The sequence below is a fragment of the Streptomyces sp. NBC_00464 genome, from assembly GCF_036013915.1.
In the GTDB taxonomy this organism is placed as follows: Bacteria; Actinomycetota; Actinomycetes; order Streptomycetales; family Streptomycetaceae; genus Streptomyces.
Window position 1 is genome coordinate 6,008,612 of sequence record NZ_CP107899.1, and the last position, 24,793, is coordinate 6,033,404.

Annotated in this window: 18 protein-coding genes and 1 tRNA gene; 7 read left to right on the forward strand and 12 right to left on the reverse strand. The window is 68.7% G+C overall.

Annotated features, from left to right (window positions below; translation table 11 throughout):
• Nucleotides 1–84 precede the first annotated feature (84 nt).
• Nucleotides 85–1,518, forward strand: coding sequence for a pyruvate kinase (pyk, locus tag OG912_RS27015; protein ID WP_326735625.1), 1,434 nt, complete (start codon nucleotides 85–87; stop codon nucleotides 1,516–1,518).
• A 10-nt stretch (nucleotides 1,519–1,528) separates the two neighbouring features.
• Here the strand turns inward: pyk and OG912_RS27020 are convergent, their stop codons facing one another.
• Together OG912_RS27020 and OG912_RS27025 are read right to left on the reverse strand one after the other, a co-directional pair.
• Entirely contained in the window at nucleotides 1,529–2,314 is a 786-nt protein-coding gene (locus OG912_RS27020; protein ID WP_327711623.1) for a helix-turn-helix domain-containing protein, read from the reverse strand.
• 82 nt (nucleotides 2,315–2,396) lie between these two features.
• Nucleotides 2,397–2,483 (reverse strand) — tRNA-Leu (locus tag OG912_RS27025).
• Between the two features lie 94 nt (nucleotides 2,484–2,577).
• Between OG912_RS27025 and OG912_RS27030 the strand changes: the two genes are divergently transcribed.
• Nucleotides 2,578–3,228, forward strand: a complete 651-nt coding sequence (locus OG912_RS27030) for an ANTAR domain-containing response regulator (protein WP_326735623.1) — start codon at nucleotides 2,578–2,580, stop codon at nucleotides 3,226–3,228.
• A 73-nt stretch (nucleotides 3,229–3,301) separates the two neighbouring features.
• On the opposite strand, the gene OG912_RS27035 is transcribed toward OG912_RS27030, so the two are convergent.
• The 7 genes from OG912_RS27035 to OG912_RS27065 all read right to left on the reverse strand — a co-directional run bounded on the left by OG912_RS27035 (nucleotide 3,302) and on the right by OG912_RS27065 (nucleotide 12,460).
• Nucleotides 3,302–4,018: an ABC transporter ATP-binding protein gene (locus OG912_RS27035; RefSeq protein WP_326735622.1), complete on the reverse strand. Its 717-nt coding sequence runs from the start codon at nucleotides 4,016–4,018 to the stop codon at nucleotides 3,302–3,304.
• Entirely contained in the window at nucleotides 4,015–4,917 is a 903-nt protein-coding gene (locus OG912_RS27040) for an ABC transporter ATP-binding protein (RefSeq protein WP_327713555.1), read from the reverse strand. The genes OG912_RS27035 and OG912_RS27040 overlap by 4 nt, the downstream gene beginning before the upstream one ends.
• A gap of 5 nt (nucleotides 4,918–4,922) precedes the next feature.
• Nucleotides 4,923–6,710, reverse strand: a complete 1,788-nt coding sequence (locus OG912_RS27045; RefSeq protein ID WP_327711624.1) for a branched-chain amino acid ABC transporter permease — start codon at nucleotides 6,708–6,710, stop codon at nucleotides 4,923–4,925.
• Nucleotides 6,711–6,715: 5 nt separating this feature from the next.
• The gene (locus OG912_RS27050; RefSeq protein ID WP_327711625.1) at nucleotides 6,716–7,645 is read right to left on the reverse strand and encodes a branched-chain amino acid ABC transporter permease; all 930 of its coding nucleotides are present in this window, start codon (nucleotides 7,643–7,645) and stop codon (nucleotides 6,716–6,718) included.
• A gap of 100 nt (nucleotides 7,646–7,745) precedes the next feature.
• On the reverse strand, nucleotides 7,746–8,957 hold the full coding sequence (locus tag OG912_RS27055; RefSeq protein ID WP_327713556.1) for a branched-chain amino acid ABC transporter substrate-binding protein: 1,212 nt from the start codon (nucleotides 8,955–8,957) through the stop codon (nucleotides 7,746–7,748).
• A 645-nt stretch (nucleotides 8,958–9,602) separates the two neighbouring features.
• Nucleotides 9,603–10,073: a PaaI family thioesterase gene (locus OG912_RS27060; protein ID WP_327711626.1), complete on the reverse strand. Its 471-nt coding sequence runs from the start codon at nucleotides 10,071–10,073 to the stop codon at nucleotides 9,603–9,605.
• 113 nt (nucleotides 10,074–10,186) lie between these two features.
• The gene (locus OG912_RS27065; RefSeq protein WP_327711627.1) at nucleotides 10,187–12,460 is read right to left on the reverse strand and encodes an FdhF/YdeP family oxidoreductase; all 2,274 of its coding nucleotides are present in this window, start codon (nucleotides 12,458–12,460) and stop codon (nucleotides 10,187–10,189) included.
• Between the two features lie 166 nt (nucleotides 12,461–12,626).
• On the opposite strand from OG912_RS27065, the gene polA reads away from it, so the two are divergent.
• On the forward strand, nucleotides 12,627–15,338 hold the full coding sequence (gene polA, locus OG912_RS27070; protein WP_327711628.1) for a DNA polymerase I: 2,712 nt from the start codon (nucleotides 12,627–12,629) through the stop codon (nucleotides 15,336–15,338).
• Between the two features lie 29 nt (nucleotides 15,339–15,367).
• Here the strand turns inward: polA and OG912_RS27075 are convergent, their stop codons facing one another.
• Complete coding sequence (locus OG912_RS27075; protein ID WP_327711629.1) at nucleotides 15,368–16,237, reverse strand: DUF4184 family protein; 870 nt, start codon at nucleotides 16,235–16,237, stop codon at nucleotides 15,368–15,370.
• Nucleotides 16,238–16,445: 208 nt separating this feature from the next.
• Here OG912_RS27075 and OG912_RS27080 point away from each other — a divergent pair, with 208 nt between their 5' ends.
• The 3 genes from OG912_RS27080 (at nucleotide 16,446) to OG912_RS27090 (ending at nucleotide 19,455) form a co-directional block, all read left to right on the forward strand.
• Nucleotides 16,446–18,128, forward strand: a complete 1,683-nt coding sequence (locus OG912_RS27080) for a lytic transglycosylase domain-containing protein (RefSeq protein ID WP_327711630.1) — start codon at nucleotides 16,446–16,448, stop codon at nucleotides 18,126–18,128.
• Nucleotides 18,129–18,279: 151 nt separating this feature from the next.
• The gene (locus OG912_RS27085) at nucleotides 18,280–18,417 is read left to right on the forward strand and encodes an SPW_0924 family protein (protein WP_326735613.1); all 138 of its coding nucleotides are present in this window, start codon (nucleotides 18,280–18,282) and stop codon (nucleotides 18,415–18,417) included.
• 36 nt (nucleotides 18,418–18,453) lie between these two features.
• Nucleotides 18,454–19,455 carry a DUF3068 domain-containing protein gene (locus OG912_RS27090; protein ID WP_327711631.1) on the forward strand — a complete coding sequence of 334 codons (1,002 nt, stop codon included), beginning with the start codon at nucleotides 18,454–18,456 and terminating at the stop codon, nucleotides 19,453–19,455.
• On the opposite strand, the gene hrpB is transcribed toward OG912_RS27090, so the two are convergent.
• Nucleotides 19,442–21,943, reverse strand: a complete 2,502-nt coding sequence (gene hrpB, locus OG912_RS27095; protein ID WP_326735611.1) for an ATP-dependent helicase HrpB — start codon at nucleotides 21,941–21,943, stop codon at nucleotides 19,442–19,444. The genes OG912_RS27090 and hrpB overlap by 14 nt on opposite strands.
• Nucleotides 21,944–22,030: 87 nt before the next feature.
• Nucleotides 22,031–22,843 (reverse strand): class I SAM-dependent methyltransferase, encoded by an 813-nt coding sequence (locus tag OG912_RS27100; RefSeq protein ID WP_327711632.1) that lies wholly within the window; start codon nucleotides 22,841–22,843, stop codon nucleotides 22,031–22,033.
• 398 nt (nucleotides 22,844–23,241) lie between these two features.
• Between OG912_RS27100 and rpsA the strand changes: the two genes are divergently transcribed.
• On the forward strand, nucleotides 23,242–24,759 hold the full coding sequence (gene rpsA / locus OG912_RS27105) for a 30S ribosomal protein S1 (RefSeq protein WP_326735609.1): 1,518 nt from the start codon (nucleotides 23,242–23,244) through the stop codon (nucleotides 24,757–24,759).
• The last annotated feature ends 34 nt before the right edge of the window (nucleotides 24,760–24,793 follow it).

The following is a 24,793-nucleotide window of genomic DNA, read 5'->3' on the forward strand; positions in this document are numbered from 1 at the left end:
TTGTCAAAAACCCTTCACCCAAAGGACGTTGACCAGTCATACGCAGCCAATTAACTACCCGTAAGTAAGGTTTAGGCTCACACCATGCGCCGAGCCAAAATCGTATGCACCCTAGGACCCGCAACCGACACATACGACCAGATCAAAGCCCTGGTCGACGCCGGAATGGACATCGCCCGCCTCAACCTCAGCCACGGCACCTACGCCGAACACGAAGACCGCTACCACCGAGTACGCAAAGCATCCGACGAAGCCGGACGCAGCGTCGGCATCCTCGCCGACCTTCAAGGCCCGAAGATCCGCCTCGGCCGCTTCCGCGAAGGCCCCGTACTCCTTGAACGCGGCGACGACTTCACCATCACCGTCGAACCCATGGAAGGCGACCGCCACACCTGCGGCACCACCTACACCGGCCTCAACGCCGACGTCACCGCCGGCGAACGCATCCTCATCGACGACGGCCGCGTCACCCTCGAAGTCACCGAAGTCGACGGCCCCCGCGTCCACACCACCGTCATCGAAGGCGGCATGGTCTCCGACCACAAAGGCCTCAACCTCCCAGGCGTCGCCGTCTCCGTCCCCGCACTCTCCGAAAAAGACATCGAAGACCTCCGCTGGGCCCTGCGCACCGGCGCCGACATCATCGCCCTGTCCTTCGTCCGCAGCGGACGCGACATCGAAGACGTCCACCGCATCATGGACGAAGAAGGCCGACGCCTCCCCGTCATCGCCAAGGTCGAAAAACCCCAGGCCGTCGAGAACATCGACGACATCGTCGCCGCCTTCGACGGCATCATGGTCGCCCGCGGCGACCTCGGCGTCGAAATGCCCCTGGAACAGGTCCCGATCGTCCAGAAGCGCGCCATCAAACTCGCCAAGCGCAACGCCAAGCCGGTCATCGTCGCCACCCAGATGCTCGACTCGATGATCGACAACTCCCGACCCACCCGCGCCGAAGCCTCCGACGTCGCCAACGCCGTCATCGACGGCACCGACGCCGTGATGCTCTCCGGCGAGACCAGCGTCGGCAAGTACCCCATCGAGACGGTCCGCACGATGTCCCGCATCGTCGAAGCGGCAGAGGAAGACATCCTCGCCAAGGGCCTCCCGCCCCTCACCGACCGCAACAAGCCCCGCACCCAGGGCGGCGCGGTCGCCCGCGCGGCAGCGGAGATGGGCGACTTCCTCGGCGCGAAGTTCCTGGTCGCCTTCACCCAGAGCGGCGACACGGTCAAGCGCCTCTCCCGCTACCGCTCACCCATCCCGCTCCTGGCCTTCACCCCTGACCCGGCCACCCGCTCCCAGCTGAACCTCACGTGGGGCGTGGAGACGTTCCTGGGTCCGCACGTGGACTCGACGGACGCGATGGTGGCGCAGGTGGACGAGGAACTGCTGAAGATCGGCCGCTGCCAGAAGGGCGACGTGGTCGTCATCACGGCAGGCTCCCCGCCGGGCGTCGCAGGCTCGACGAACCTGGTGCGCGTGCACCACATCGGCGAGGACGACAGCCCGAAGTAGGGCGGCTCGCTCAGTATTTCGGCCCGACGTGTGCATCCATGAGGGCTACGGATGCCCGTCGGGCGACGGAGATGTTGTACTCCTTGCCCGCGCGGGTGCAGTGCGTCCACTCGATGCCGAGCTTGTCGAGAGTGTCGGTGTAGAGCTGCCGGATGTCGTCCGAGACGTTGGTGAACCAGTACCGCGGATACTCGTACCGCTTCCGCACGCCGCCGACCATTCTGGTGGTCCAGTTCATGTTCCGGCATCCGTCGGAGTGGATGAGGCCGCGGATGAAGTCCCAGGGGTGGGCGTCGACGATCTCCTGCTGCCAGGGGGCGAGGGCGATGCGGCGTTCGTGTTTTCTGCCGGGGCCGTGCTGGGGGAAGAGGCACCACAGATGCTTCGAGTACATCTTCACCTCGTGGCACCCCTTGCGGCGCACCCGGCACACGGAGTTCTCGGGGAAGACGGTGCGCATCGCGCTCTCGCACTGGTCCATGAGGCCGGGCCATGAATCGGCGCAGGTGACGGACAGGCTGGGAGTCTTCATGGCTCTGTTCTGGATGATGTGTCCATCGCCGAGGTAGAGGCCGAGAAGGTACGCGTAGGCGGCTTGGTCCAGCTCGCCGTCACATCGAGGGCAGAGGGAGAGATGGCGGCCGGGACATTCGCCGCGCTTGGCGCGGTCCATGTGCTTCCAATAGCTGATCGTGCCTGCCGGTACGTTCAGCTTCCGTGCCACGTCCGCGTTCCGTGCCCCACCCCGGAGGAGGGTGAGAGCTTTCTGTCGCATTTCCGTTCCGTGGAAGTTCACGCAACCACGATGCGTGATTGGACTCGACTGCATGCAACGAAAAGCGGATGTTCACGAGAACGTGAACATCCGCTTACCGGAATGGTGCCGGGTATGGGATTCGAACCCACATGTCCTTTCGGACAGAGGTGTTTGAGACCTCCGCGTCAGCCAATTGCGCCAACCCGGCTTGGTAACCGGTCAGAAGTGTACCTGGTAACTGAAGCGCACAGCAGGTAGGTAGGCTGCTTCGCAGCAGTACCTGCCCTGAACCAAGGAGCCCCGTGACCACCCCCGAGTCGCCCCAGCCCGCCGCCGACGACGACAAGTCGCACGTCCCGCCGCTGACGACCCGCGTCGTCATCGCCGAGGACGAGGCGCTCATCCGCCTCGACCTCAAAGAGATGCTCGAAGAAGAGGGGTACTCGGTCGTCGGTGAGGCCGGAGACGGGCAGCAGGCGGTCGAGCTGGCCCGGGAGCACAAGCCGGACCTGGTCATCCTCGATGTGAAGATGCCGGTCCTCGACGGGATCTCCGCCGCCGAGAAGATCGCGGAGGAGTCCATCGCGCCGGTCCTGATGCTCACCGCGTTCTCGCAGCGCGACCTCGTGGAGCGGGCCCGGGATGCCGGGGCGATGGCGTACCTCGTGAAGCCGTTCAGCAAGAGCGACGTGGTGCCGGCCATCGAGATGGCGGTGTCGCGGTTCGCGGAGCTGAAAGCGCTGGAGGGCGAGGTCGCGGACCTGTCGCAGCGGCTGGAGACGCGGAAGCTCGTGGACCGTGCGAAGAGCATTCTGCAGACGGATTACGGGCTCTCCGAGCCGGCCGCGTTCCGGTGGATCCAGAAGACCTCGATGGACCGGCGGCTGTCGATGCAGCAGCTGGCGGAGGCGTTGATCGAGGACGCCGAGGAGAAGAAGCGCGCGGCGGAGTAGCCGTACTCGTACTCGTACGACGAGAAGGCCCGCGCCCCGGACATCCGGGGCGCGGGCCTTCGTCGTATGTGGGTCAGTCCTCGCCGAGGTACGCCTTGCGGACGGACTCGTCGTGGAGGAGGTCCGCTCCGGTGCCGGAGAGGACGATCTTGCCGATCTCCATGACGTGGCCCTGGTCCGCGAGGGAGAGGGCGGCCTGGGCGTTCTGCTCGACGAGCAGGATCGTGGTGCCCGAGGCCTTGAGTTCGACGATGGTCTCCATGATCTTCTGCATCATGATCGGGGAGAGGCCCATGGAGGGTTCGTCGAGCATGAGCAGTTTGGGCTGGGACATGAGGGCGCGTCCCATGGCGAGCATCTGCTGTTCGCCGCCCGAGAGGGTTCCGGCGGCCTGCTTCCGGCGTTCCCCGAGGATGGGGAAGAGGTCGTAGGCGCGCTGGATGTCCTTTTCGATGCCTGCCTTGTCGTTGCGGAGGTAGGCGCCGAGGAGGAGGTTCTCGGTGATCGTCAGCCGGGGGAAGATGTGGCGGCCCTCGGGGGAGTGGGCGAGGCCCAGGGCGACGATCTTGTGTGCGGGGATGTTGGTGAGTGGCTTGCCCTCGAAGAGGATGCGTCCGCCGATGGGCTTGAGCAGTCCGGAGAGGGTGCGCAGGGTGGTGGTTTTGCCGGCGCCGTTGGTGCCGATGAGGGTGACCACCTGGCCGGCGTCGACGGAGAAGGAGATGCCTTTGACGGCTTCGATCTTGCCGTAGGCGACGCGGAGGTCCTCGACCTCTAGCAGTGCGGTCATCGGGTGTCCTCCTCCTCGGTGGTGGTGTCCTTGGTGCCGGCGGGTGCTGAGGCTTCTGCTTCGGCGACTGCTTCGGCCGCTTCGACTTCGGCGACTTCTTCGGCGCCGGGGGCGCCTTCGAAGGGGGTGCCGAGGTAGGCGGCGATGACGCGTTCGTCGCTCTGGACGACTTCGGCGGTGCCTTCGACGAGTTTTTCGCCCTGTACGAGGCAGGCGACGCGGTCGCTGAGGTTGAAGATGAAGCGCATGTCGTGCTCGATGACGAGGACGGCGATGCCCTGGTCCCGGATGGCGAAGATGAGTTCTTCGGTGACGCGGGTTTCCTGGGGGTTCATGCCGGCGGTGGGCTCGTCCAGGAGGAGGAGGCCGGGGTCGCTGGCGAGGGCGCGGGCGATTTCCAGCTTGCGCTGGTCTCCGTAGGGGAGGTTGCGCGCGAGGTGGTCGGCCTTGTTCTGGAGGCCGATGAACTCCAGGAGTTCCATGGCGCGTTCGCGGCTGCTGTTCTCGGCTTTGGTGTAGCCGGGGAGGCGCAGGAGTGCGGACCAGAGGCCTTCTTTGGTTCTGGTGTGGCGTCCGACGAGGACGTTTTCCAGGACGGTCATGTTGGCGAAGAGCCTGATGTTCTGGAAGGTGCGGGCGATGCCTGCTTTGGTGACGAGGTGGGGCTTGGGCGGCAGGACGGTGCCCTTGTAGCTGACCTTGCCCTCGGTGGGGACGTAGAGGCCGGTGAGGCAGTTGAAGAAGGTGGTTTTGCCGGCGCCGTTGGGGCCGATGAGTCCGACGATTTCGCCTGCGTTGACGGTGAGGTCGACGTTGCGTACGGCGGTGAGTCCGCCGAAGCGCATGGTGACGCCGCTGGCGTCCAGGACGGTGGTCGCGGTTTTCGTGGTGGTGGTCATGGTGGTCACGCCCCCGCCTTGGCGATGCCGGCGTCGTTGTCTTCGGACTGCCGTGGTTCGGGTACGCCGATGGGTTCGTCGTTCTCGTGGAATTCGAGTTGTTTCCGGCGGTCGGCGACCAGGCCTTCGGGGCGGAAGCGCATCAGGAGGATGAGTGCGATGCCGAAGAGGAAGAGCTGGTAGTCCTGCATGAACTGCAGTTTGGCCGGGATGAGGTAGAGCAGTGCGGCGCCGACGAAGGGTCCGCTGAGGGTTCCCATGCCGCCGAGGATGACGGCGGCGAGGAGGAAGGCGGAGTTCGGGGGTACGGAGCCGGCGAACTGGTACTGCTCGGGTGTCACGGTGTAGTTGACGTGTGACTGTACGGTGCCGGCGAGGCCGGCGAGGGTGGCGCCGAGGGCGAAGGCGAGGAGCTTGAGCCGGAAGGCGTTGATGCCCATGGCGGTGGCTGCGGTTTCGTCTTCGCGGATGGCGACCCAGGCGCGGCCGATGCGGGAGTCTCCGGAGCGGCGGAAGACGAGGACGACGACGGCGGTGACGACGAGCATCAGCAGGTAGTAGTTGGCGGGCCTGCTGAGGGTGAAGGGGCCGATGTCGTGGCTGAGTCCGAAGTCGATCCCGAAGAGGTTGAGGTCGGGGATGCTCGGGATGCCTTGGGAGCCGTTGGTGAGGTCGGGTCCGCTGTTGCCGTTGAGGTTGTTGACGGTGACGCGGAAGATCTCTCCGAAGCCGAGGGTGACGATGGCGAGGTAGTCGCCTCGTAGCCGCAGGGTGGGGGCGCCGATGAGGACGCCGAAGATCAGTGAGACGGCGGCTCCGGTGAGGACGGCGGCCCAGAAGGGGAATTGGACGCCGATGGCGGAGAGGGGTGCGCCGGAGACGAGGGCGGCTGTGTAGGCGCCGACGCCGAGGAAGGCGACGTAGCCGAGGTCGAGGAGGCCGGCGAGGCCGACGACGACGTTGAGGCCGAGTGCGACGGTGGCGAAGATGAGGATGTTCGCGCCGATGAGGGCGTATTCCGCGGTGTCCTGGGTGAAGGGGAAGCAGAAGGCTGCGGCCAGGGCTGCGGTGAGGGTGACGTTGCGGTGCTTCGTGGTCAGCGCGGTGATGCGGGCGATGAGGCCGGCCCGGGTGAGTGCGGTGAAGGCGAAGGCCGCGGTGATGAGGAAGCCGATGAACTGTTCGGAGTCCTCGGTGGGGATGTCGACGCAGAAGGTGAAGATGTAGAGCGCGGCGCCGAAGGCTGCGGTGATGATGAGGATTTCGGCCCAGGCGGGGAGTGTTCTGGCGCGGCCGGGGGTGGGTGCGGCGAGGCTGTTGCGGAAGCGTTGCCAGGTGTTGGGCCGGGGCGCGTCGGTGGGGAGTGGTTCGTCGCTGGGGAGTCCGAGTGCGGCGAGGAGGGCGATGAGTGCGCCGATGCCGCTGACCCAGGCTCCGGGTTCGAGGTTGACCACGCCGCCGAGTTCGTACGTGATGGCGCCGATGGTGTAGCCGGTGACGCCGAGGGTGCCGAGGGCGAGGAGGCGTACGGGGCTGTTGGTGCCGCCGGGGGTGAGCCAGCGGAGGCCGGGGATGCCGTATCCGCAGAGGGTGAAGAGGAGGGTGAGGACGGCGCTGGTGAGGGTGAGGATCTGGAGGCCGCCGGGGTAGCCGGTGACGGTGAGGTCGCCGGGGAATTCGGAGGTCCAGGTCCAGGGGAGGAAGGTGCCGACGAGTGCGATGGCTGCGCCGGCGGCCGTGGTGATGCGGGCGGCCGGTGCGGGCAGCGGGATGAGTGCTTTCTGGGTGGTCATCCGTATCACGCCCGATCCGCGACGCGTTCGCCGAGCAGGCCTTGGGGCCGGAGCAGGAGGACGACGATGAGGAGGACGAAGGCCCATACGTCCTTCCAGGCGCCGCCGCCGAAGAGGTCCATGCCGGGGACGTCGCTCATGTAGCCGGTGGCGAGGGATTCGGCGACGCCGAGTACGACTCCGCCGAGCATGGCGCCGTAGATGTTGCCGATGCCGCCGAGTACGGCTGCGGTGAAGGCTTTGAGGCCCATGATGAAGCCCATTTTGAAGCCGATCTGGCCGTTCTTGAGCCCGTAGGCGACGGCGGCGACGGCTGCGAACGCGGCACCGATGGCGAAGGCCATGACGATGATGCGGTCGGTGTTGATGCCCATGAGCTTGGCGGTGTCGGGGTCCTGCGAGGTTGCCTGCATGCCGCGGCCGGAGCGGGTCTTGGAGACGAAGAGGCCGAGGGCGATCATGCAGATGGGTGCGGCGATGAGGACGAAGAGGTCACCGCGTTGGATGTGGGCGCCGAAGACGTCGAATGCTTCGCCCTTGAACTGGGGGAAGGGGCGGTCCTTCGTGGCGTCGGGGTACCACTTCCAGATGGCCTGCTGGAGTGCGAGGGAGAGTCCGATCGCGGTGATCAGCGGGGCGAGTCTGGGGGCGTTGCGCAGGGGGCGGTAGGCGAAGCGTTCGGCTGCGACGCTGATGGCGACGGAGCATATGACGCCGCCGATGATCATGATGGGGACGATTGCGAGGAGGTTGGAGCCGGCCGGCATCCAGAGGTACACGGTGAGAGCTCCGAAGCCTCCGATCATGAAGATCTCGCCGTGGGCGAAGTTGATGAGCTGGATGATTCCGTAGACCATCGTGTATCCGATCGCGATGAGTCCGTACATCGCGCCGAGGATGAGTCCATTGGCCAGCTGTTGCGGCAGTTCGTGCACCGCAGGGCCTCCGTGGAGTGGTTCGGATATGGCACCGCGCGGGAGTGCTCGTAGCGCTCCCGCGCGGTCTGGTGTCAGTCAGTGGATGACCGGGAGCGTGTTACGGCTTGTAGGCCTCGCTGAGCTTGGAGGCCCACTTGCCGCCTTCGACCTGGTAGGCGGTCATCGTGGTGTTGGTGGTGTCGCCGAATTCGTCGAAGGCGACGGGGCCGGTGACGCCCTGGAAGCTGACCTTGCTCATGGCCGTGAGGACCTTGGCGCGGGCGTCGTCGGGGAGCTTGCCGTCGTTGGCTGCGACGACGGCCTTGACGGCCTCGACGATCGACCAGGTGGCGTCGTAGGTGCTGCCGCCGTAGGCCTCGTAGGCGTCCTTGTATCCGGCCGTCTTGTAGTCCGCGATGAACTTCTTGGCGGAGTCGAGCTCTTCGACGGGCTTGCCGACGGAGGTGGCGATGTCGCCCTGGGCCTTCTTGTTGAGCTTGATGAAGTCGGCGCTGTAGAGGGCGTCGCCGCCCATGAGGGGGATCTTGACGCTGTCCTTGAGCTGCTGGCTCAGGGGTGCGCCGGCGGGGTATTCGCCGCCGTAGTAGACGGCTTTGGCGCCGGACTTCTTGACCTTGGTGACGACGGCGTTGAAGTCGCGGTCGTCGGGGTTGACGTGGTCGGAGCCGACGATCTTGCCGCCGAGGGTGGTGAAGGTGGCCTTGAAGGAGGCCGCGAGACCGGCGCCGTAGGGCTTCTGGTCGTCGATGAGGTAGATCTGCTTGATCTTCGCGTTGTTGTAGAGGTACTTCGCCGCGAAGGCGCCCTGGATCTGGTCCGTGGTGGCGGTGCGGAAGTAGGTCTTGAAGGGGCGCTTCTTGTCGCCGGTCTTCCAGTTCTCGCCCTGGGTCAGCTCGGTGCCGGTGTTGGCGGGGGAGATCTGGGTGAGGCCGGCGTCGCTGAGCGGCTTCTGCATCGACTGGGAGACGCCGGAGTTCAGGGGTCCGACAACGCCGAGGACGCTCTTGTTGTCGATGAACTTGGTGGCGTTCTGCTGGCCGACGGAGGGCTGGGCCTGGTCGTCGAGGGACTGGATCTCGAACGTGACGCCCGGGACCGTCTTCTCCTTGTTCGCCGTTTTGACGGCGAGGTCGGCGGCGTTCTTGATGCCGAGGCCGAGGGCGGAGAGGTCACCGGTGAGCGGGGCGTCGATGCCGATGACGACGGTCTGGGTGTCGCCGTTGCCACTGTCCTTCTTGTCGTCGTCGCGCGACCCGCAGGCGGTGAGTGTCAGTGCTCCTGTGGTGAGCACTGCGGTGAGGATGAGCAAAGAACGGTGTCGCACGAAAAGTCCTTTCCCTGGCGCGGCCTCCTCTGCTTGAGGTGCCGTGTTGTTCGCCGGGCCGTACTGGTTGGTACAGGGCCGTGCTGCAGACGCGCCCGGCGGCGCGGTGACTGGCGGTGACTCTATGGGCAGGGGCGGGGGTCGGGGATGGGGGTGGAGCAGGATGTGACTGTCTTGTTATGCCCTTGAGCAAGGCTTGAGGTGGCTGTGTGGACATGTACGGTTTTTTACCGGACGGTGAAGTGACCGCATGGTGAGAACGCGCAGCTCTGTTAAGGGGCTTGGGGTGATCTTGGTGCTGTCGCGTGGTGGGGGTGTGTGGAGGCGGGGGAGGGCGCGCCTGGGTGCCCGGTGCCTGCGGGGCCGGGTTCTTTGTGTGGGGTGGGGTGGGTGCACATTGCGCGTTTGTTACGCAGTGTTACATCCGGGGTGGTGTGGTCGACGCGGCGTGGTGGGCGTGCAGGCTGGGTGTGGCTGATGAGTGGGCCATGGAACGGGGTTGGTGGTCAAGGGGGTTGGCCGCCGGTGTTGTGCAAGTTCGGTGTGTGGGGCGGTGGTTGTGTCCGAATATGGGAATGCCCGGCCGGGTTGGGGTGCCGGCCGGGCGGGGTGGTGCGGGGTGGTGCGTGGTCAGGCGGTTTCGTTCTTGGGGAGGTCGCGGAGCAGGCAGGTGAGGCGGGCGGTGCAGACGCGCTTGTCCTGTTCGTCGGTGATGACGATCTCGTACGTGGCGGTGGTGCGGCCGCGGTGTACGGGGGTGGCGACGCCGGTGACGTGGCCGCTTCGTACCCCTCGGTGATGGGTGCAGTTCAGGTCGACTCCGACGGCGATCTTGCTTGCGCCGCCGTGGAGCATGGTGCCGACGGAGCCGAGGGTTTCGGCGAGGACGGCGGAGGCGCCGCCGTGCAGGAGTCCGTAGGGCTGGGTGTTGCCTTCGACGGGCATGGTGCCGACGACGCGGTCCGCGGAGGCTTCGGTGATCGTGACGCCCATGCGTTCGCCGAGGTGGCCTGCGGAGAAGAGGGCGGGCAGGTCGACGCCGAGGGCGGCGTACTCGTCGATGATCTCCTGGGGGAACGTGGGTGTGGTGTGCTCGCCCATGGGTCCGGCTCCGATCGTCTGCGGTGGTTCGCTGCTGTGTGCACGTTCTTGTGTGCGTGCACTGTTCTTATCAGACGGCTGAGCGGGCGCTTAGTGCCGCCTGCCCGGGGGTGTCAGCGCAGGTTCTCGAAGCGCACCACGACGGATTTGCTGGCGGGGGTGTTGCTGGTGTCGGCGGTGGAGCCGAGGGGGACCAGGACGTTGGTCTCGGGGTAGTAGGCGGCGGCGCAGCCGCGGGCGGTGGGGTAGTGGACGACGCGGAAGCCGGGGGCGCGTCGTTCGACTCCGTCCTTCCATTCGCTGACGAGGTCGGTGTAGGTGCCGTCGGCGAGGCCGAGGGCGGTGGCGTCGTCGGGGTTGACGAGGACGATGCGGCGGCCGCCCTTGATGCCGCGGTAGCGGTCGTCGAGGCCGTAGATGGTGGTGTTGTACTGGTCGTGGGAGCGCAGGGTCTGCAACAGGAGGCGGCCTTCGGGGAGTTCGGGGTATTCGATGGGGGCGGCGGTGAAGTTGGCCTTGCCGGTGGTGGTGGGGAAGCGGCGGGAGTCGCGGGGGCCGTGGGGGAGGGTGAATCCGGCGGGGTGGGCGATGCGTTGGTTGAAGTTCTCGAAGCCGGGGACGACGCGGGAGATGCGGTCGCGGATGGTGGCGTAGTCCTTCTCGAACTCTTCCCAGGGGGTGGTGGATTCGGGTCCGAGTACGGCGCGGGCGAGGCGGGCGACGATGGCGGGTTCGGAGAGCAGGTGGGGGCTTGCGGGGGTGAGGTTGCCGCGGGAGGCGTGGACCATGCTCATGGAGTCCTCGACGGTGACGAACTGTTTGCCGCCGGCCTGGGTGTCCTTGTCGGTGCGGCCGAGGGTGGGCAGGATCAGGGCGCGGGTGCCGGTGACGGTGTGGGAGCGGTTGAGTTTGGTGGAGACGTGGACGGTGAGGCGTGCGGTGCGCATCGCGGCCTCGGTGACGTCGGTGTCGGGGGAGGCGGCGACGAAGTTGCCGCCCATGGCGAAGAAGACTTTGGCGTCGCCGTCGCGCAGGGCCTGGATGGAGCGGACGACGTCGTAGCCGTGGTGGCGCGGTGAGGTGATGGAGAATTCCTTGTCGAGGGCGTCGAGGAATGCTGTCGACGGCCTTTCGAAGATGCCCATGGTGCGGTCGCCCTGGACGTTGGAGTGGCCGCGGACGGGGCAGACTCCGGCGCCGGTGCGGCCGATGTTTCCGCGCAGCAGGAGGAAGTTGACGACTTCGCGGATGGTCGGCACGGAGTGTTTGTGCTGGGTGAGGCCCATGGCCCAGCAGACGATGGTGCGCTTGGACGCGAGGACCAGGGTGAGGGCTTCCTCGATGGCGGAGCGCTCCAGGCCGGTGGCGGTGAGGGTCTGTTCCCAGTCGGCTTCGGCGGCTGCGGCGGCGAACTCTTCGTAGCCGTGGGTGTGTTCGGTGACGAAGGTTTCGTCGACGGCGCCTTCGGTCTCCAGGATCATCTTGTTGAGGAGCCGGAAGAGCGCCTGGTCGCCGCCGATGCGGATCTGGAGGAACAGGTCGTTGAGAGCGGCGCCCTTGACCATGCCGAGGGGGGTCTGCGGGTTCTTGAAGCGTTCGAGTCCGGCCTCGGGCAGCGGGTTCACCGAGATGATCTTCGCGCCGGCGGACTTGGCCTTCTCCAGGGCGGAGAGCATCCGGGGGTGGTTGGTGCCGGGGTTCTGTCCGGCGACGATGATCAGGTCGGCGTGGTGGAGGTCCTCCAGGGAGACGGAGCCCTTGCCGACGCCGATGGTCTCGGTGAGTGCCGAGCCGGAGGACTCGTGGCACATGTTGGAGCAGTCGGGCAGGTTGTTGGTGCCGAATTCGCGGGCGAACAGCTGGAGGAGGAACGCGGCCTCGTTGCTGGTGCGGCCGGAGGTGTAGAAGAGCGCTTCGTCGGGGGAGGCGAGGGCGCCGAGCTCCTCGGCCATGACGGCGAAGGCGCGTTCCCAGGTCACGGCCTCGTACCGGTCCGCGCCCGCGGGCAGATACATAGGTTGCGTGATGCGTCCTTGCTGGCCGAGCCAGTAGCCGCTGCGGGTGGCGAGGTCGGCGAGGGGGTGGGCGGCGAAGAAGTCCGGGGTGACGCGGCGCAGGGTGGCTTCCTCGGCTACGGCTTTGGCGCCGTTCTCGCAGAATTCGGCGGTGTGCCGCTTGTCGCCTTCGGGCCAGGCGCAGCCGGGGCAGTCGAAGCCGTCCTTCTGGTTGACCTTGAGGAGGGTCTGTGCGGTGCGGCGGATGCCCATCTGCTGCTGGGCGATGCGCAGGCTGTGGGCGACGGCGGGCAGCCCGGCGGCGGCGTGCTGGGCGGGTTCGACCTGGGGTGCGTCCTGGACCGGGTCTCCTGCGGGCGGCTTGCTGGCCATCGTGCTCCCCTTCGAGCCTGCTGCGGGCCTGGTGCGGTCCGCTGTGCGTGTTTCCTTCTTCTCGATCCTGGCACGCGGTGCGGGCGGGCTGCCCGGTGAGCGGTCGCGGGGCGGCAGGGGGCGGTCGACGGTCCGGATTGTCAGTGGTACGTGGCAGGATCGGGGTGTGGCTGAGACGGCATCGAAGAAGACGGCAGACAACCGACCGCGCCTGCTCCTGATGGACGGGCACTCCCTGGCGTACCGGGCGTTCTTTGCGCTGCCGGCGGAGAATTTCACGACGGGGGCGGGGCAGCCGACGAACGCGGTGTACGGCTTCGCGTCGATGCTCGCGAACACGTTGCGTGACGAGGCGCCGACGCATTTCGCGGTGGCGTTCGATGTGTCGCGCAAGACGTGGCGCTCGGAGGAGTTTCCCGAGTACAAGGCGAACCGTTCGAAGACGCCGGACGAGTTCAAGGGTCAGGTCGAGCTGATCGGTGAGCTGCTGGACGCGATGCACGCGGACCGTTTCGCGGTCGACGGGTTCGAGGCGGACGATGTCATCGCGACGTTGGCCACGCAGGCGGAGGCGGCCGGGTTCGAGGTGCTGATCGTCACCGGTGACCGTGACTCCTTCCAGCTGATCACGGACAACGTGACGGTGCTGTACCCGACCAAGGGTGTGTCGGAGCTGACGCGGTTCACGCCGGAGAAGGTCGAGGAGAAGTACGGGCTCACCCCGCAGCAGTATCCGGACTTCGCGGCGCTGCGCGGTGACCCGTCGGACAATCTTCCGGGTATTCCCGGGGTGGGTGAGAAGACGGCGGCGAAGTGGATCAATCAGTTCGGTTCGTTCGACGAGCTGGTTGCGCGGGCCGATGAGGTCAAGGGGAAGGCGGGGCAGAATTTCCGCGATCACCTGGACGCGGTGCGGCTGAACCGGCGGCTGACCGAGATGGTCCGCGATGTGGAGCTGCCGAAGGTCCCGTCCGATCTGGAGCGTGCTCCGTACGACCGTACGGCGGTCACCGGGGTGCTCGATGTGCTGGAGATCCGTAACCCGAGCCTGCGTGAGCGGCTGCTCGCGGTGGATCCGGGCAAGGCCGAGGACGAGGCGCCTGCGCCCGCTGCCGGCGTCGAGCTGGACGGTTCGGTGCTGGGTGCGGGTGAGCTCGCTCCGTGGCTGGCCGAGCACGGCGCGCAGCCGCTCGGTGTCGCCACGGTGGACACGTGGGCGCTGGGCAGTGGGACGGTCACCGAGATCGCGCTGGCCGCGGCCGGCGGGGCGGCGGCCTGGTTCGATCCGGCGTTGCTCGATGCGGCGGACGAGCAGGCGTTCGCGGCGTGGATCGCGGACGCGGACCGGCCGAAGGTCATGCACAACGCGAAGAGCGTGATGCGGGTCTTCCCGGAGCACGGCTGGCGGACCGAGGGCGTCTCGATGGACACCGCGCTCGCCGCTTACCTGGTCAAGCCGGGCCGTCGCTCGTTCGCGCTGGACGCGCTGGCCGTGGAGTACCTGGGCCGTGAGCTCGCTCCGGTGGCGTCGTCGGACGGGCAGCTGGCGTTCGGTGCGGACGACCAGGCCGAGGCCGATGCCCTGATGACGCAGGCCCGTGCGGTCCTCGACCTCGGTGATGCGTTCACGGCGCGGCTGAAGGAGGTCGGTGCGGCCGAGCTGCTGCATGACATGGAGCTGCCGACGTCGATTCTGCTGGCCCGTCTGGAGCGGCACGGTATCGCGGCGGACCGGGCCCATCTGGAGGGTATGGAGCAGCAGTTCGCGGGTGCTGTGCAGCAGGCGGTGAAGGAGGCGCACGCGGCGGTGGGCCGTGAGTTCAATCTCGGTTCGCCCAAGCAGCTCCAGGAGGTCCTCTTCGGTGAGCTGGGCCTGCCGAAGACGAAGAAGACGAAGACCGGATTCACGACGGACGCGGATGCGCTGGCGTGGCTGGCCGGGCAGACCGAGCACGAGCTGCCGGTCATCATGCTGCGCCACCGGGAGCAGGCGAAGCTGCGGGTGACGGTCGAGGGCCTGGTCAAGACGATCGCGGCGGACGGCCGTATCCACACCACGTTCAATCAGACGGTGGCGGCGACGGGCCGGTTGTCCTCCACCGATCCGAATCTGCAGAACATTCCCGTCCGCACCGACGAGGGCCGGGCGATCCGGCGGGGCTTCGTCGTCGGCGAGGGTTTCGAGACGCTGATGACGGCGGACTACAGCCAGATCGAGCTGCGGGTGATGGCTCATCTCTCCGAGGACGCGGGTCTGATCGAGGCGTTCACGTCCGGGGAGGACCTGCACACCACGGTTGCCTCTCAGGTGTTCGGCGTCGAGAAGTCGGCGGTCGACCCGGAGATGCGGCGCAAGATCAAGGCCATGAGTTACGGGCTGGCGTACGGGCTGTCCGCGTTCGGTCTGTCCCAGCAGCTGAACATCGAGGCGGGCGAGGCCCGGGGCCTGATGGATACGTACTTCGAGCGGTTCGGCGGAGTCCGTGACTATCTGCACCGGGTGGTGGAGGAGGCCAGGGCCACCGGTTACACGGAGACGGTCTTCGGCCGCCGCCGCTATCTGCCGGACCTCAACAGCGACAACCGCCAGCGCCGTGAGACGGCCGAGCGGATGGCGCTCAACGCACCGATCCAGGGCACGGCCGCGGACATCGTGAAGGTCGCCATGCTTCATGTCGACCGGGCGCTGACCGAGGCGAAGCTGAAGTCGCGGATGCTGCTTCAGGTGCATGACGAAATCGTGCTGGAGATCGCGACGGGCGAGCGGGAGCAGGTGGAGAAGATCCTGCGGCACGAGATGGCGACGGCGGTGCAGTTGCGGGCGCCGCTGGATGTTTCGGTCGGGGTCGGCGGGGACTGGGAGTCCGCCGCGCACTGACGCAGGTTTCTGCCCGGGGTGTGGTGCCCTCAGTCGCCGGTCCGGCTCGTGTCCCGGGCCGGGCCGGTGACGGGGAGCGCCGGTGTGCCGGTGCCGCGGCTCCGGAGCCGTGTCCACGCCCCGTACAGCACGAGTCCGACCGCCAGCCCGGCGCCCGCGCCGAAGCAGGCGGTCGGAATGATGTCGAGCGGTGTGTCGATGTGTCCGAAGTACGCGTACCAGCGCGCGCAGCGGTGCACGATTCCGAGCAGGACGCACAGTGCGATGGCTGCGGCGGTCCACCACCGTGCGCGCCGGTCCAGGACGGGTACGGACGCCGGTACGGGCGGGGTCGGGGTGCGGCGCAGTCCTGACACGGTGAACCAGGCGAGCACGGTGAGCGCCAGGGCCGAACTGCCGTACTGCACCAGCTGGAACACCGGGTATCCGGCCATGTTCCGCCCGAGCACGGGCACCAGCCGCACCCCCCACCGGTCGTGGTGGGTGAAGGCGTCCCAGACGACATGCGTGCCGGCCCCGATGGCGGCCGACACCACGAACCACGTACCGTCCCGCAGGCCCCGGGGTCCTTGTTCCGGTGGGCGCCGGGCGCCGCGGACCCATGTGTGCACGCGGCCCTGCCAGGGGGTGGGCAGCAGTGCCACGAGGGGTTCGCGCAGCAGCAGCCACAGTGCCACGGTCGCCGCGGTGATCAGGACGTCCACCGTGAACACCCCCCACCATGCGTGGGTGACCTGCCCGAATTCCATGGCGCCGGGGATCGCGGTGTCCGCGTAGTACGTGATGTCGGGGGCGAACGAGCCGGCGACGAGAGCCGAGGCGAGGAGCGGTCCGCGCCCTGTCCCGTTGTGGCGGATGCCGGGGAGGACGGCTGCGGCGTGGCTGAGCGTGAACGGCATGGGGGAAGTATGGGTGAGCCGCCGGCGCGGACTCCTCGCGTACTTCGCTCAGACTCTTCGGGGAGTGGACAAGCTGCTGAACGGAAGGTGAGAAACCGGTAAGAAGCGGTCCTGCCGCTGTGTTCGGGCGGCACAAGTTGCCGTAGGGTCGCCTGAGTCCAGGCGCAGGGGAGCGCGGACAGCCGTCGAGGGGGAGGGCCCACACGTTATGGCAGCGCAATTCGGTCGCCGACTGCGCAGAGGGGCGACCACGACTGCCGTGGCCGCCGCCGCTGTGGCAGCACTCACCGCTTCGCAGGGCCCCGGTTCGCCCCTGGTGGCGTCCGAGGGCGACCAGTCGAACCAGCCGACCGCCGGGTCGACACCCTCGGGTGACGGTGCCGCGTCGGGCAACTCGCCCTACTTCACGGACCTGCCGCCGCTGAACACGCCCAACAAGCCGGGTACCTCCGTCAATCTGCCCGTGACAGGCAGTGCGGAATCGGGCATTCCGGCCTCGGTCCTGGCGGCGTACAAGAAGGCCCAGCAGACCATCGCGGGTTCGGACGCCGCCTGCCGGCTGCCGTGGCAGCTCCTCGCCGCGATCGGCAAGGTCGAGTCGGGCCAGGCCCGCGGCGGCCGCGTCGACGCGCAGGGCACCACGTTCTCGCCGATCCTCGGCCCGGCCCTCAACGGCCAGGGCTTCGCCCTGATCAAGGACACCGACAACGGTGCCTACGACGGGGACTCGACGCACGACCGGGCCGTCGGCCCGATGCAGTTCATCCCGTCCACCTGGGCGACCTGGGGCACGGACGGCAACGCCGACGGCCGCAAGGACCCCAACAACATCTACGACGCGGCGCTCTCCGCAGGGCTCTATCTCTGCGCCGGCTCCCGGGATCTGGCGCTCGCCGCCGACCTGGACCGGGCGGTCCTGAGCTACAACCACTCGGACGAGTATCTGCGTACCGTCCGTACCTGGTTCGCGTACTACAACCGCGGCACCCATGAGGTGCCGGACGGCACGGGCATCCTGCCGGTCGACACCAGCACGGGAACGCACCGGGACATCGGCCCCGGCACCCCGCACACCACCCCGTCGCCCTCGCCGACCCCCACACCCACCCCGACACCCGCGCCGAAGCCTCCGGCGAAGCCGAGCCCCACGCCGACTGATCCGAGCTCACCGGCGACGCCCACCCCGACGCCCACCCCGTCCCCGGTCCTGGCCGCCGTGCAGAACGCGGGTACCGGCGAACTGACTGCCACGGCGGGCGACGCCTTCGCCGAGCGGATCAAGGTGCGGGCGAAGAGCAACCTCGGCACTCCGCTCGCCAAGGTCTCCGTGACCTTCACCGTCGTCGGTGACACGGACGCCGCTTTCGCCGGCGCGAAGAGCACCGTCACCCTTGTGACCGGGGCCGACGGCACGGTCACCGCTCCGGTGCTGACGGCGGGCGAGAAGACCGGCGAGTTCACCGTGCGCGCGACGGCCACCGGCAGCTCGCTGCCCGCCGTCAGCTACACGGCGACCGTCACCGCCCGGCAGGCCGACGCCATCGCCAGGACGGGCACCGAGGAGCTGACCGCCGTGGCGGGTCAGACGTTCGCGGACGTCACCGCCGAGGCCACGTACAAGGGCGCGGCCGCCGACCGGGTCTCCGTCACCGCCACCATGATCACCGATGGCGACGACCCGGTCGGGAACGACAAGGGCCCGTACTTCACGAACGACGACGGCGACCCGGTCCGCACCCTCGTGTTCACCACGGACGCCGACGGCAAGCTCACTCTGCCGAAGATCTACGCCGACGGCGCCGCGGGCACGTACAAGCTGCGCCTGACCACCGAGGGCGGCGCCACCGTCGTCATCGAGCTCACGGTCGAGGCCCCTCCCGCCGCCTCCTGACCCGCACACACCCGGGCCCACCGGGCCCCGAACAGCCCCTTCGCCGGCTCCCGGCCAAGGGGCTGTTCTACGTGTTCTCATCTCGCGCCCCGGTTGCTACGGTGCCCCAGCCCTGACGACCCATCAGTTCCGAGCTCCCGGGAGGCCGCGCATGCGTGCCCTAGTCGCCGCCGCCATCGGCCTGGCTGTCGCCCTCGCCCTCGTACTCACCATCAGTGCCATCGGCGCGCCACCCGGCGAGACCTCGCCCAAGCCCCTGCTGACCACCGTCCCGGGTCCGAAGAACTAGACGTCCGCACCACCGACTGCAGAGGGAGGACACCCCATGCGCCGCCGAGCCAGCCTCGTACTCCTGGCCTTCGCCGTCTTCTTTGCCGCGCTGTCACCGCTGCTGCGCTGGTACGCCTTCCCGCGGCTCGCGAAGATCCCGCCGAGCCAGTACCAGGAGACGGTGCTGGAGGCGAAGCCCGCGACCCTGCTCGACTACGGCACCCTGAAGGCCGAGACGGTCGACAAGGTCACCATCGTGCAGACCCTCAAGGGCAATGTGGAGGAGTCCGAGAAGATCGAGCGCAGCGCCGGCCGCGATGTCGTCGTCTGGGACGCGCTCTCCTACATCCAGGGTCCCGACGGCAAGATGGTCTCCAAGATCCCCGAGCGCTACATCTTCGACGCGCACAGCCAGGACCCGGTCCACGCCACGGGCGAATCGGTCGACGGCGACCCGGTGAGCCGCGAGGGCATCGAGTTCAAATGGCCCTTCCTCACCGAGAAGCGCGACTACCAGTACTTCGACGCCCAGTCCCGCACCAGCTCGCCCATCCACTTCGGGGGCACACGCAAGTTCCGCGGCATGGACGTCTACTACTTCGAGCAGACCGTCCCGTGGACCAAGGTCCCCATGCCGAAGACGATGCCCATCAAGGGGATCACGGCCGAGCAGATCGCCAAGACCGGTGTGACCCGCTGGTACACCACCAAGCGGATGTTCTGGATCGATCCCGTCACCGGGGCACCGGTCAACGGCGAGGAGGTCCACAAGGAGGAGCTGCGGAACGCGAAGGCGATGGGCATGTCCCAGGACACCGTCACGGTGTTCGCCGGGCATGTGAAGATGCGCGAGGACTACATCGTCTCGATCGTCGACCAGGTCAAGTCCCAGCGGGTCCTGATCCTGCTGCTGACCTCGTACCTGCCCTGGGGCTTCCTCGTCCTGGGCGCCGGCCTGCTGGCCCTGTCGCTGTGGCTGGAGGCGCGCTCGCGGCGGCCGGGCGAGGCGGAGCCGGTCAGGCAGCAGGAACCGGAACCCGCGCCTACTCCCGCCTGAGCCGCGCCTTGGTGAAGCGGGTCGCCTCCACCGTCGTCGGGTCCTCGGGCCACGGGTGCCTCGGATAGCGGCCGCGCAGCTCCGCCCGCACCGCCCTGTAGCCCTCCCGCCAGAACGACGCCAGATCCGCCGTCACCGCTGCCGGGCGCCCCGCGGGGGAGAGCAGGTGCACCAGGACCGGGACGCCGGCCACCCGCGGGGTCTCCTGGAGGCCGAACAGTTCCTGGAGCTTCACCGCGAGCACGGGCTGGGGCCCGCCGTACTCCACCCTGATCCGCGAACCGCTCGGCACCTCGATCCGCTCCGGAGCCAGCTCGTCCAGCCGGGCAGCCTCCCCGGTCGCCCAGGGCAGCAGCCTGCGCAGCGCCTGCCCCGCGTCGATCCCGCCCAGGTCCGAACGGCGCCTGGCCCGCGACAGCTCGGGCTCCAGCCACTGCTCGGTACGGTCCAGGAGCGCCTCGTCCGATACGTCGGGCCACGGCGCGCCCAGCTCGCGGTGCAGAAAGGCCAGCCGCTCCCGCAGCTGCCCCGTGTCGCGGTTCCAGCGCAGCAGCCCGAGGCCCTCCCGCCGCAGCCCCTCCACCAGGGCCTCACGCACCAGCGCGGGATCCGGCTGCTTCAGCGGGCGCGCCGCCAGCTCGACGGCGCCGAGGCGCTCCACCCGGCGGGCCACCACATCGCGGCCGTCCCAGCGGACCTCCTCGCCCGCGAACCGCAGATGGCCGGCCGCCAGTCGCGCCGTGTCCTCGTCGATGACGGCGGCGAGCCGGACCTGCGCCGATGCCGCGTGGGCCGGACGGTCCGCGACCGCGACCGCCAGCCATGGCGCGCTGCGCAGCCGTGAGCCGTCCCGCAGCTCCGCGCCCGTGCCGGAAGCCATCAGGAACGTGCCCTCGCCCCGGGCCCGCGCCACCCGCTCGGGAAACGCCAGGGCGGCGACCAGGCCGACGGCTCCATCGTCCGGACCCGACCCGCCGTGACCGGCGTTCTTCAGGGAGGAGGACAGCCGCCGCACCTCCTGGCGCCAGCGGGCCGCGTAGCCGTCCTTGCCCAGCCGTGCGGTACGCAACGCGGCGGCCAGGTCGTCGCCGTAGTCCCGCGGCGGTTCCTCGCTCAGCAGCGCGACCACCTCCGCGGCCCGGCGCCCGCCGACCTCGGCCGCGCCGTCCAGCAGCGCCCTGGCCAGCCGGGGATGCAGCCCCAGCCGTGACATCCTCACGCCCCGGTCGGTCACCCGCCCGTCGGCCTCCACCGCGCCGACCGCCGTCAGCACCTCGCGGGCCGCGGCCATCGCACCGGCCGGCGGCGGATCCAGCAGCGCGAGTCCCGCCGCGTCCGGATCGCCCCAGCAGGCCGCCTGGAGGGCGAACGCCGCCAGGTCGGCCACCTTGATCTCGGGGGAGGGGAACCGGGCGAGCCGCCCGTCCTCGGCCTGTTCCCAGCATCGGTAGACCGTTCCCGGAGCCTCGCGCCCGGCCCGGCCCGCCCGCTGGCGGCCCGCCGCCTGCGAGGCCCGTACCGTCGTCAGCGCGCTCAGCCCCCGTGCATGGTCGGTGCGCGGCTCCCGGGCCAGCCCCGAGTCGACGACGGTCCGCACCCCCGGAACGGTCAGCGAGGACTCCGCCACCGAGGTCGCCAGTACCACCCGCCGGCCCTCGGACGAACCGGCCAGCACCGCGTCCTGCACCGCCGCCGGGGCCCGCCCGTGCACCTGGAGCACCTCCGCGGCCACCCCGGACAGCTGCCCGGCCACCCGGCCGATCTCGCCGACGCCGGGAAGGAAGCACAGCACGTCGCCGTCCCGCTCGGCCAGCGCCCGCCGCACCACGGAGGCGACATGGCTCAGCAGCGCCGGATCGACCCGCATGCCGTGCGGCGGCCGCACCGGGCGGACGGGCGGGGCCCACACCACCTCCACCGGGTGCGAGACGCCCTGCGCCTCGATGACCGGGGCGTCGCCGAGCAGCCGGGCCCAGCCCTGCGCGTCCGTGGTCGCCGACGCGGCGACCAGGCGCAGGTCGGGGCGGATCGCCTCGCGTACGTCGAGGAGGAAGGCGGCCACGGTGTCCGCGTCCAGATGGCGCTCGTGGCACTCGTCGATGATCACCGCATCGATGCCGGCGAGCTCCTGGTCGCGCTGGAGCCGCTGGAGCAGCACCCCGGTGGTGACGACCTCCACCACGGTGTCCGGCCCCATCACCCGCTCCCCGCGCACGGTGAACCCGACCCGTTCGCCGGTCCGCTCGCCGAGCAGCCACGCCATGCGCCGGGCGGCCGCCCGCGCGGCGATCCGCCGCGGTTCGGCGACCACGACCCGGCGCACCGGGCCGTCCCCGGTCAGGCCGGCCAGGACGAGCGGGACGAGGGTCGTCTTGCCGGTGCCGGGCGGCGCGCACAGCACCGCGACCCCGCGGTCGTCGAGCGCCTGCCGCAGCGCGGGCACGGCGGTGCGGACGGGCAACTGGTCCAGTGCGTCGGTGCGGATCACGCCCCCAGTCTCGTACGGCGGGGCGCCGCCTCCCGCACCGGCGGGTGTCTCAGTCCCGTACGCGGGCCAGGACCGCTGCCCCGGTCCTCAGTCCCGTACGCAGACGAAGATCGCGGTCCCCGGGATCAGATTGCCCCGCAGCGGCGACCAGCCGCCCCACTCCTGGTTGTTCCACGCCGGCCACTCCGGCTCGACCAGGTCGGCCAGGCGGAAGCCGCCCGCCACCACGTCACGCACGCGGTCGCCGAGTGTGCGGTGGTGCTCCACATACACCGCCTCGCCCTGCTCGTCCTGCTCGACGTAAGGGGTGCGGTCGAAGTACGAGGCGGCGACGGACAGGCCCTCGGGCCCCGGTTCGTCCGGGAACGCCCAGCGGACCGGGTGCGTGACGGAGAAGACCCAGCGGCCGCCGGGGCGCAGCACCCGGTGGACCTCGCGGAACACCTGGACCGGGTCGGCGACGAACGGCACCGCGCCGTAGGCGGAGCAGGCCAGGTCGAAGGAGCCGTCCCGGAAGGGCAGCACCCCGGCGTCCGCCTCGACCAGGGGGATGCCCTCGCCGATCCGCAGCGCGTGCTGGAGCTGGCGGTGGGAGAGGTCCAGGGCGACCGGCCGGGCGCCCTGGGCGGCCAGCCAGCGCGAACACTGTGCGGCACCGGCGCCGATCTCCAGGACGTCCAGGCCCTTCAGCGACTCCGTGGGGCCGAGAAGGCCGGCGTCGGCCTCGTCGAGCCCCTCCGGGCCCCAGACGAACCGGTCGTCGCCGAGGAAGCCGCCGTGGTCGCTCTGGTACTCGTCCGCGTTCCGGTCCCACCAGCCGCGGCTGGCCCGGCTGCTCTCGGCCTCGCCGGCGGTGCGGCGTGTCGCTTCGGGTTCGGCCGCGTAGATCTCTTGGCTCATCGTGTCCGTCGTTGTAGTTTGCCTTCACCCCGTCGTACGCGGTACGTACCAGGGGGGATCTGTGAGTACGGAACCCCGTGTGTCCGGAACATCTCCGGGGCCGATGTGGCCTCGGTGAACCTGAGTTGTGCCGGGTATGGGTCGTTCCGCCCTTGGTGTGCGCCTTCGCGCATTGACCGTGCCCTGCTGCCCCCGTATGCTACAAGTTGCGCTGCGAGCCTGCGCGCCTCAGACCTAGCAGGCCGCGCTCGCATCTGTATGTATGTCCCCTCGGTTCACGAGGCGCCTCCCGGTTCGGGATCGGCGCTTCCCAGGCTGTCCGGCTTCTGCAGAGGCGATACGGGCTCACGGCGTAGCAGTAACTTCGACTCACTGTCCGTACCGGAGCCCTTTCCCACATGACGAGCAGCACCGAGACCACCGCCACCACTCCGCAGGTTGCGGTCAACGACATCGGCGACGCGGACGCGTTCCTCGCGGCGATCGACGAGACGATCAAGTACTTCAACGACGGCGACATCGTTGACGGTGTCATCGTCAAGGTTGACCGCGACGAGGTTCTCCTCGACATCGGTTACAAGACCGAAGGTGTCATCCCGAGCCGCGAGCTCTCGATCAAGCACGACGTCGACCCGAACGAGGTCGTCAAGGTCGGCGACGAGATCGAGGCCCTGGTTCTCCAGAAGGAGGACAAGGAAGGCCGCCTGATCCTCTCGAAGAAGCGCGCTCAGTACGAGCGTGCCTGGGGCACCATCGAGAAGATCAAGGAAGAAGACGGCATCGTCACCGGTACCGTCATCGAGGTCGTCAAGGGTGGTCTCATCCTCGACATCGGCCTCCGTGGCTTCCTCCCGGCGTCGCTCGTCGAGATGCGTCGCGTCCGCGACCTTCAGCCCTACGTGGGCAAGGAGCTCGAGGCCAAGATCATCGAGCTGGACAAGAACCGCAACAACGTGGTCCTGTCCCGCCGTGCCTGGCTCGAGCAGACCCAGTCCGAGGTCCGCCAGACGTTCCTCACGACCCTCCAGAAGGGTCAGGTCCGCTCCGGCGTCGTCTCCTCGATCGTCAACTTCGGTGCCTTCGTGGACCTGGGTGGCGTCGACGGTCTCGTGCACGTCTCCGAGCTGTCCTGGAAGCACATCGACCACCCCTCCGAGGTTGTCGAGGTCGGCCAGGAAGTCACCGTCGAGGTTCTCGACGTGGACATGGACCGCGAGCGCGTGTCCCTGTCGCTCAAGGCGACGCAGGAAGACCCGTGGCAGCAGTTCGCCCGTACGCACCAGATCGGGCAGGTTGTTCCCGGTAAGGTCACCAAGCTCGTTCCGTTCGGTGCGTTCGTGCGCGTCGACGAGGGCATCGAGGGCCTGGTCCACATCTCCGAGCTGGCCGAGCGCCACGTGGAGATCCCGGAGCAGGTCGTCCAGGTCAACGACGAGATCTTCGTCAAGGTCATCGACATCGACCTCGAGCGTCGTCGCATCAGCCTCTCGCTGAAGCAGGCCAACGAGTCCTTCGGTGGCGACCCGGCCTCGGTCGAGTTCGACCCGACGCTGTACGGCATGGCCGCGTCGTACGACGACCAGGGCAACTACATCTACCCCGAGGGCTTCGACCCCGAGACCAACGACTGGCTCGAGGGCTTCGAGGCTCAGCGCGAGGTCTGGGAGACCCAGTACGCCGAGGCGCAGACGCGCTTCGAGCAGCACCAGGCCCAGGTCATCAAGTCCCGCGAGGCCGACGAGGCCGCTGCTGCCGAGGGCGCTGCTGCCCCGGCCGGCAGCGCTCCGGCTGCCTCGGGCGGCAGCGGTGGCGGCGGCGGTTCGTACTCCTCGGAGTCCGCGGACAACTCCGGCGCCCTGGCGTCGGACGAGGCCCTGGCTGCCCTGCGCGAGAAGCTGGCGGGCGGCCAGAGCTGACGCTCTGACCCTCCGGCCGGTCATCGGCTGCAGT

Coding starts and splice junctions, on each gene's coding strand:
- OG912_RS27085 (WP_326735613.1), top strand. CDS start 18,280: ATGCGTGCCCTAGTCGCCGCCGCCATCGGCCTGGCTGTCGCCCTCGCC.
- OG912_RS27045 (WP_327711624.1), bottom strand. CDS start 6,710: ATGACCACCCAGAAAGCACTCATCCCGCTGCCCGCACCGGCCGCCCGC.
- OG912_RS27075 (WP_327711629.1), bottom strand. CDS start 16,237: ATGCCGTTCACGCTCAGCCACGCCGCAGCCGTCCTCCCCGGCATCCGC.
- OG912_RS27035 (WP_326735622.1), bottom strand. CDS start 4,018: ATGACCGCACTGCTAGAGGTCGAGGACCTCCGCGTCGCCTACGGCAAG.
- OG912_RS27080 (WP_327711630.1), top strand. CDS start 16,446: ATGGCAGCGCAATTCGGTCGCCGACTGCGCAGAGGGGCGACCACGACT.
- OG912_RS27060 (WP_327711626.1), bottom strand. CDS start 10,073: ATGGGCGAGCACACCACACCCACGTTCCCCCAGGAGATCATCGACGAG.
- OG912_RS27090 (WP_327711631.1), top strand. CDS start 18,454: ATGCGCCGCCGAGCCAGCCTCGTACTCCTGGCCTTCGCCGTCTTCTTT.
- OG912_RS27040 (WP_327713555.1), bottom strand. CDS start 4,917: ATGACCACCACCACGAAAACCGCGACCACCGTCCTGGACGCCAGCGGC.
- rpsA (WP_326735609.1), top strand. CDS start 23,242: ATGACGAGCAGCACCGAGACCACCGCCACCACTCCGCAGGTTGCGGTC.
- OG912_RS27065 (WP_327711627.1), bottom strand. CDS start 12,460: ATGGCCAGCAAGCCGCCCGCAGGAGACCCGGTCCAGGACGCACCCCAG.
- OG912_RS27100 (WP_327711632.1), bottom strand. CDS start 22,843: ATGAGCCAAGAGATCTACGCGGCCGAACCCGAAGCGACACGCCGCACC.
- pyk (WP_326735625.1), top strand. CDS start 85: ATGCGCCGAGCCAAAATCGTATGCACCCTAGGACCCGCAACCGACACA.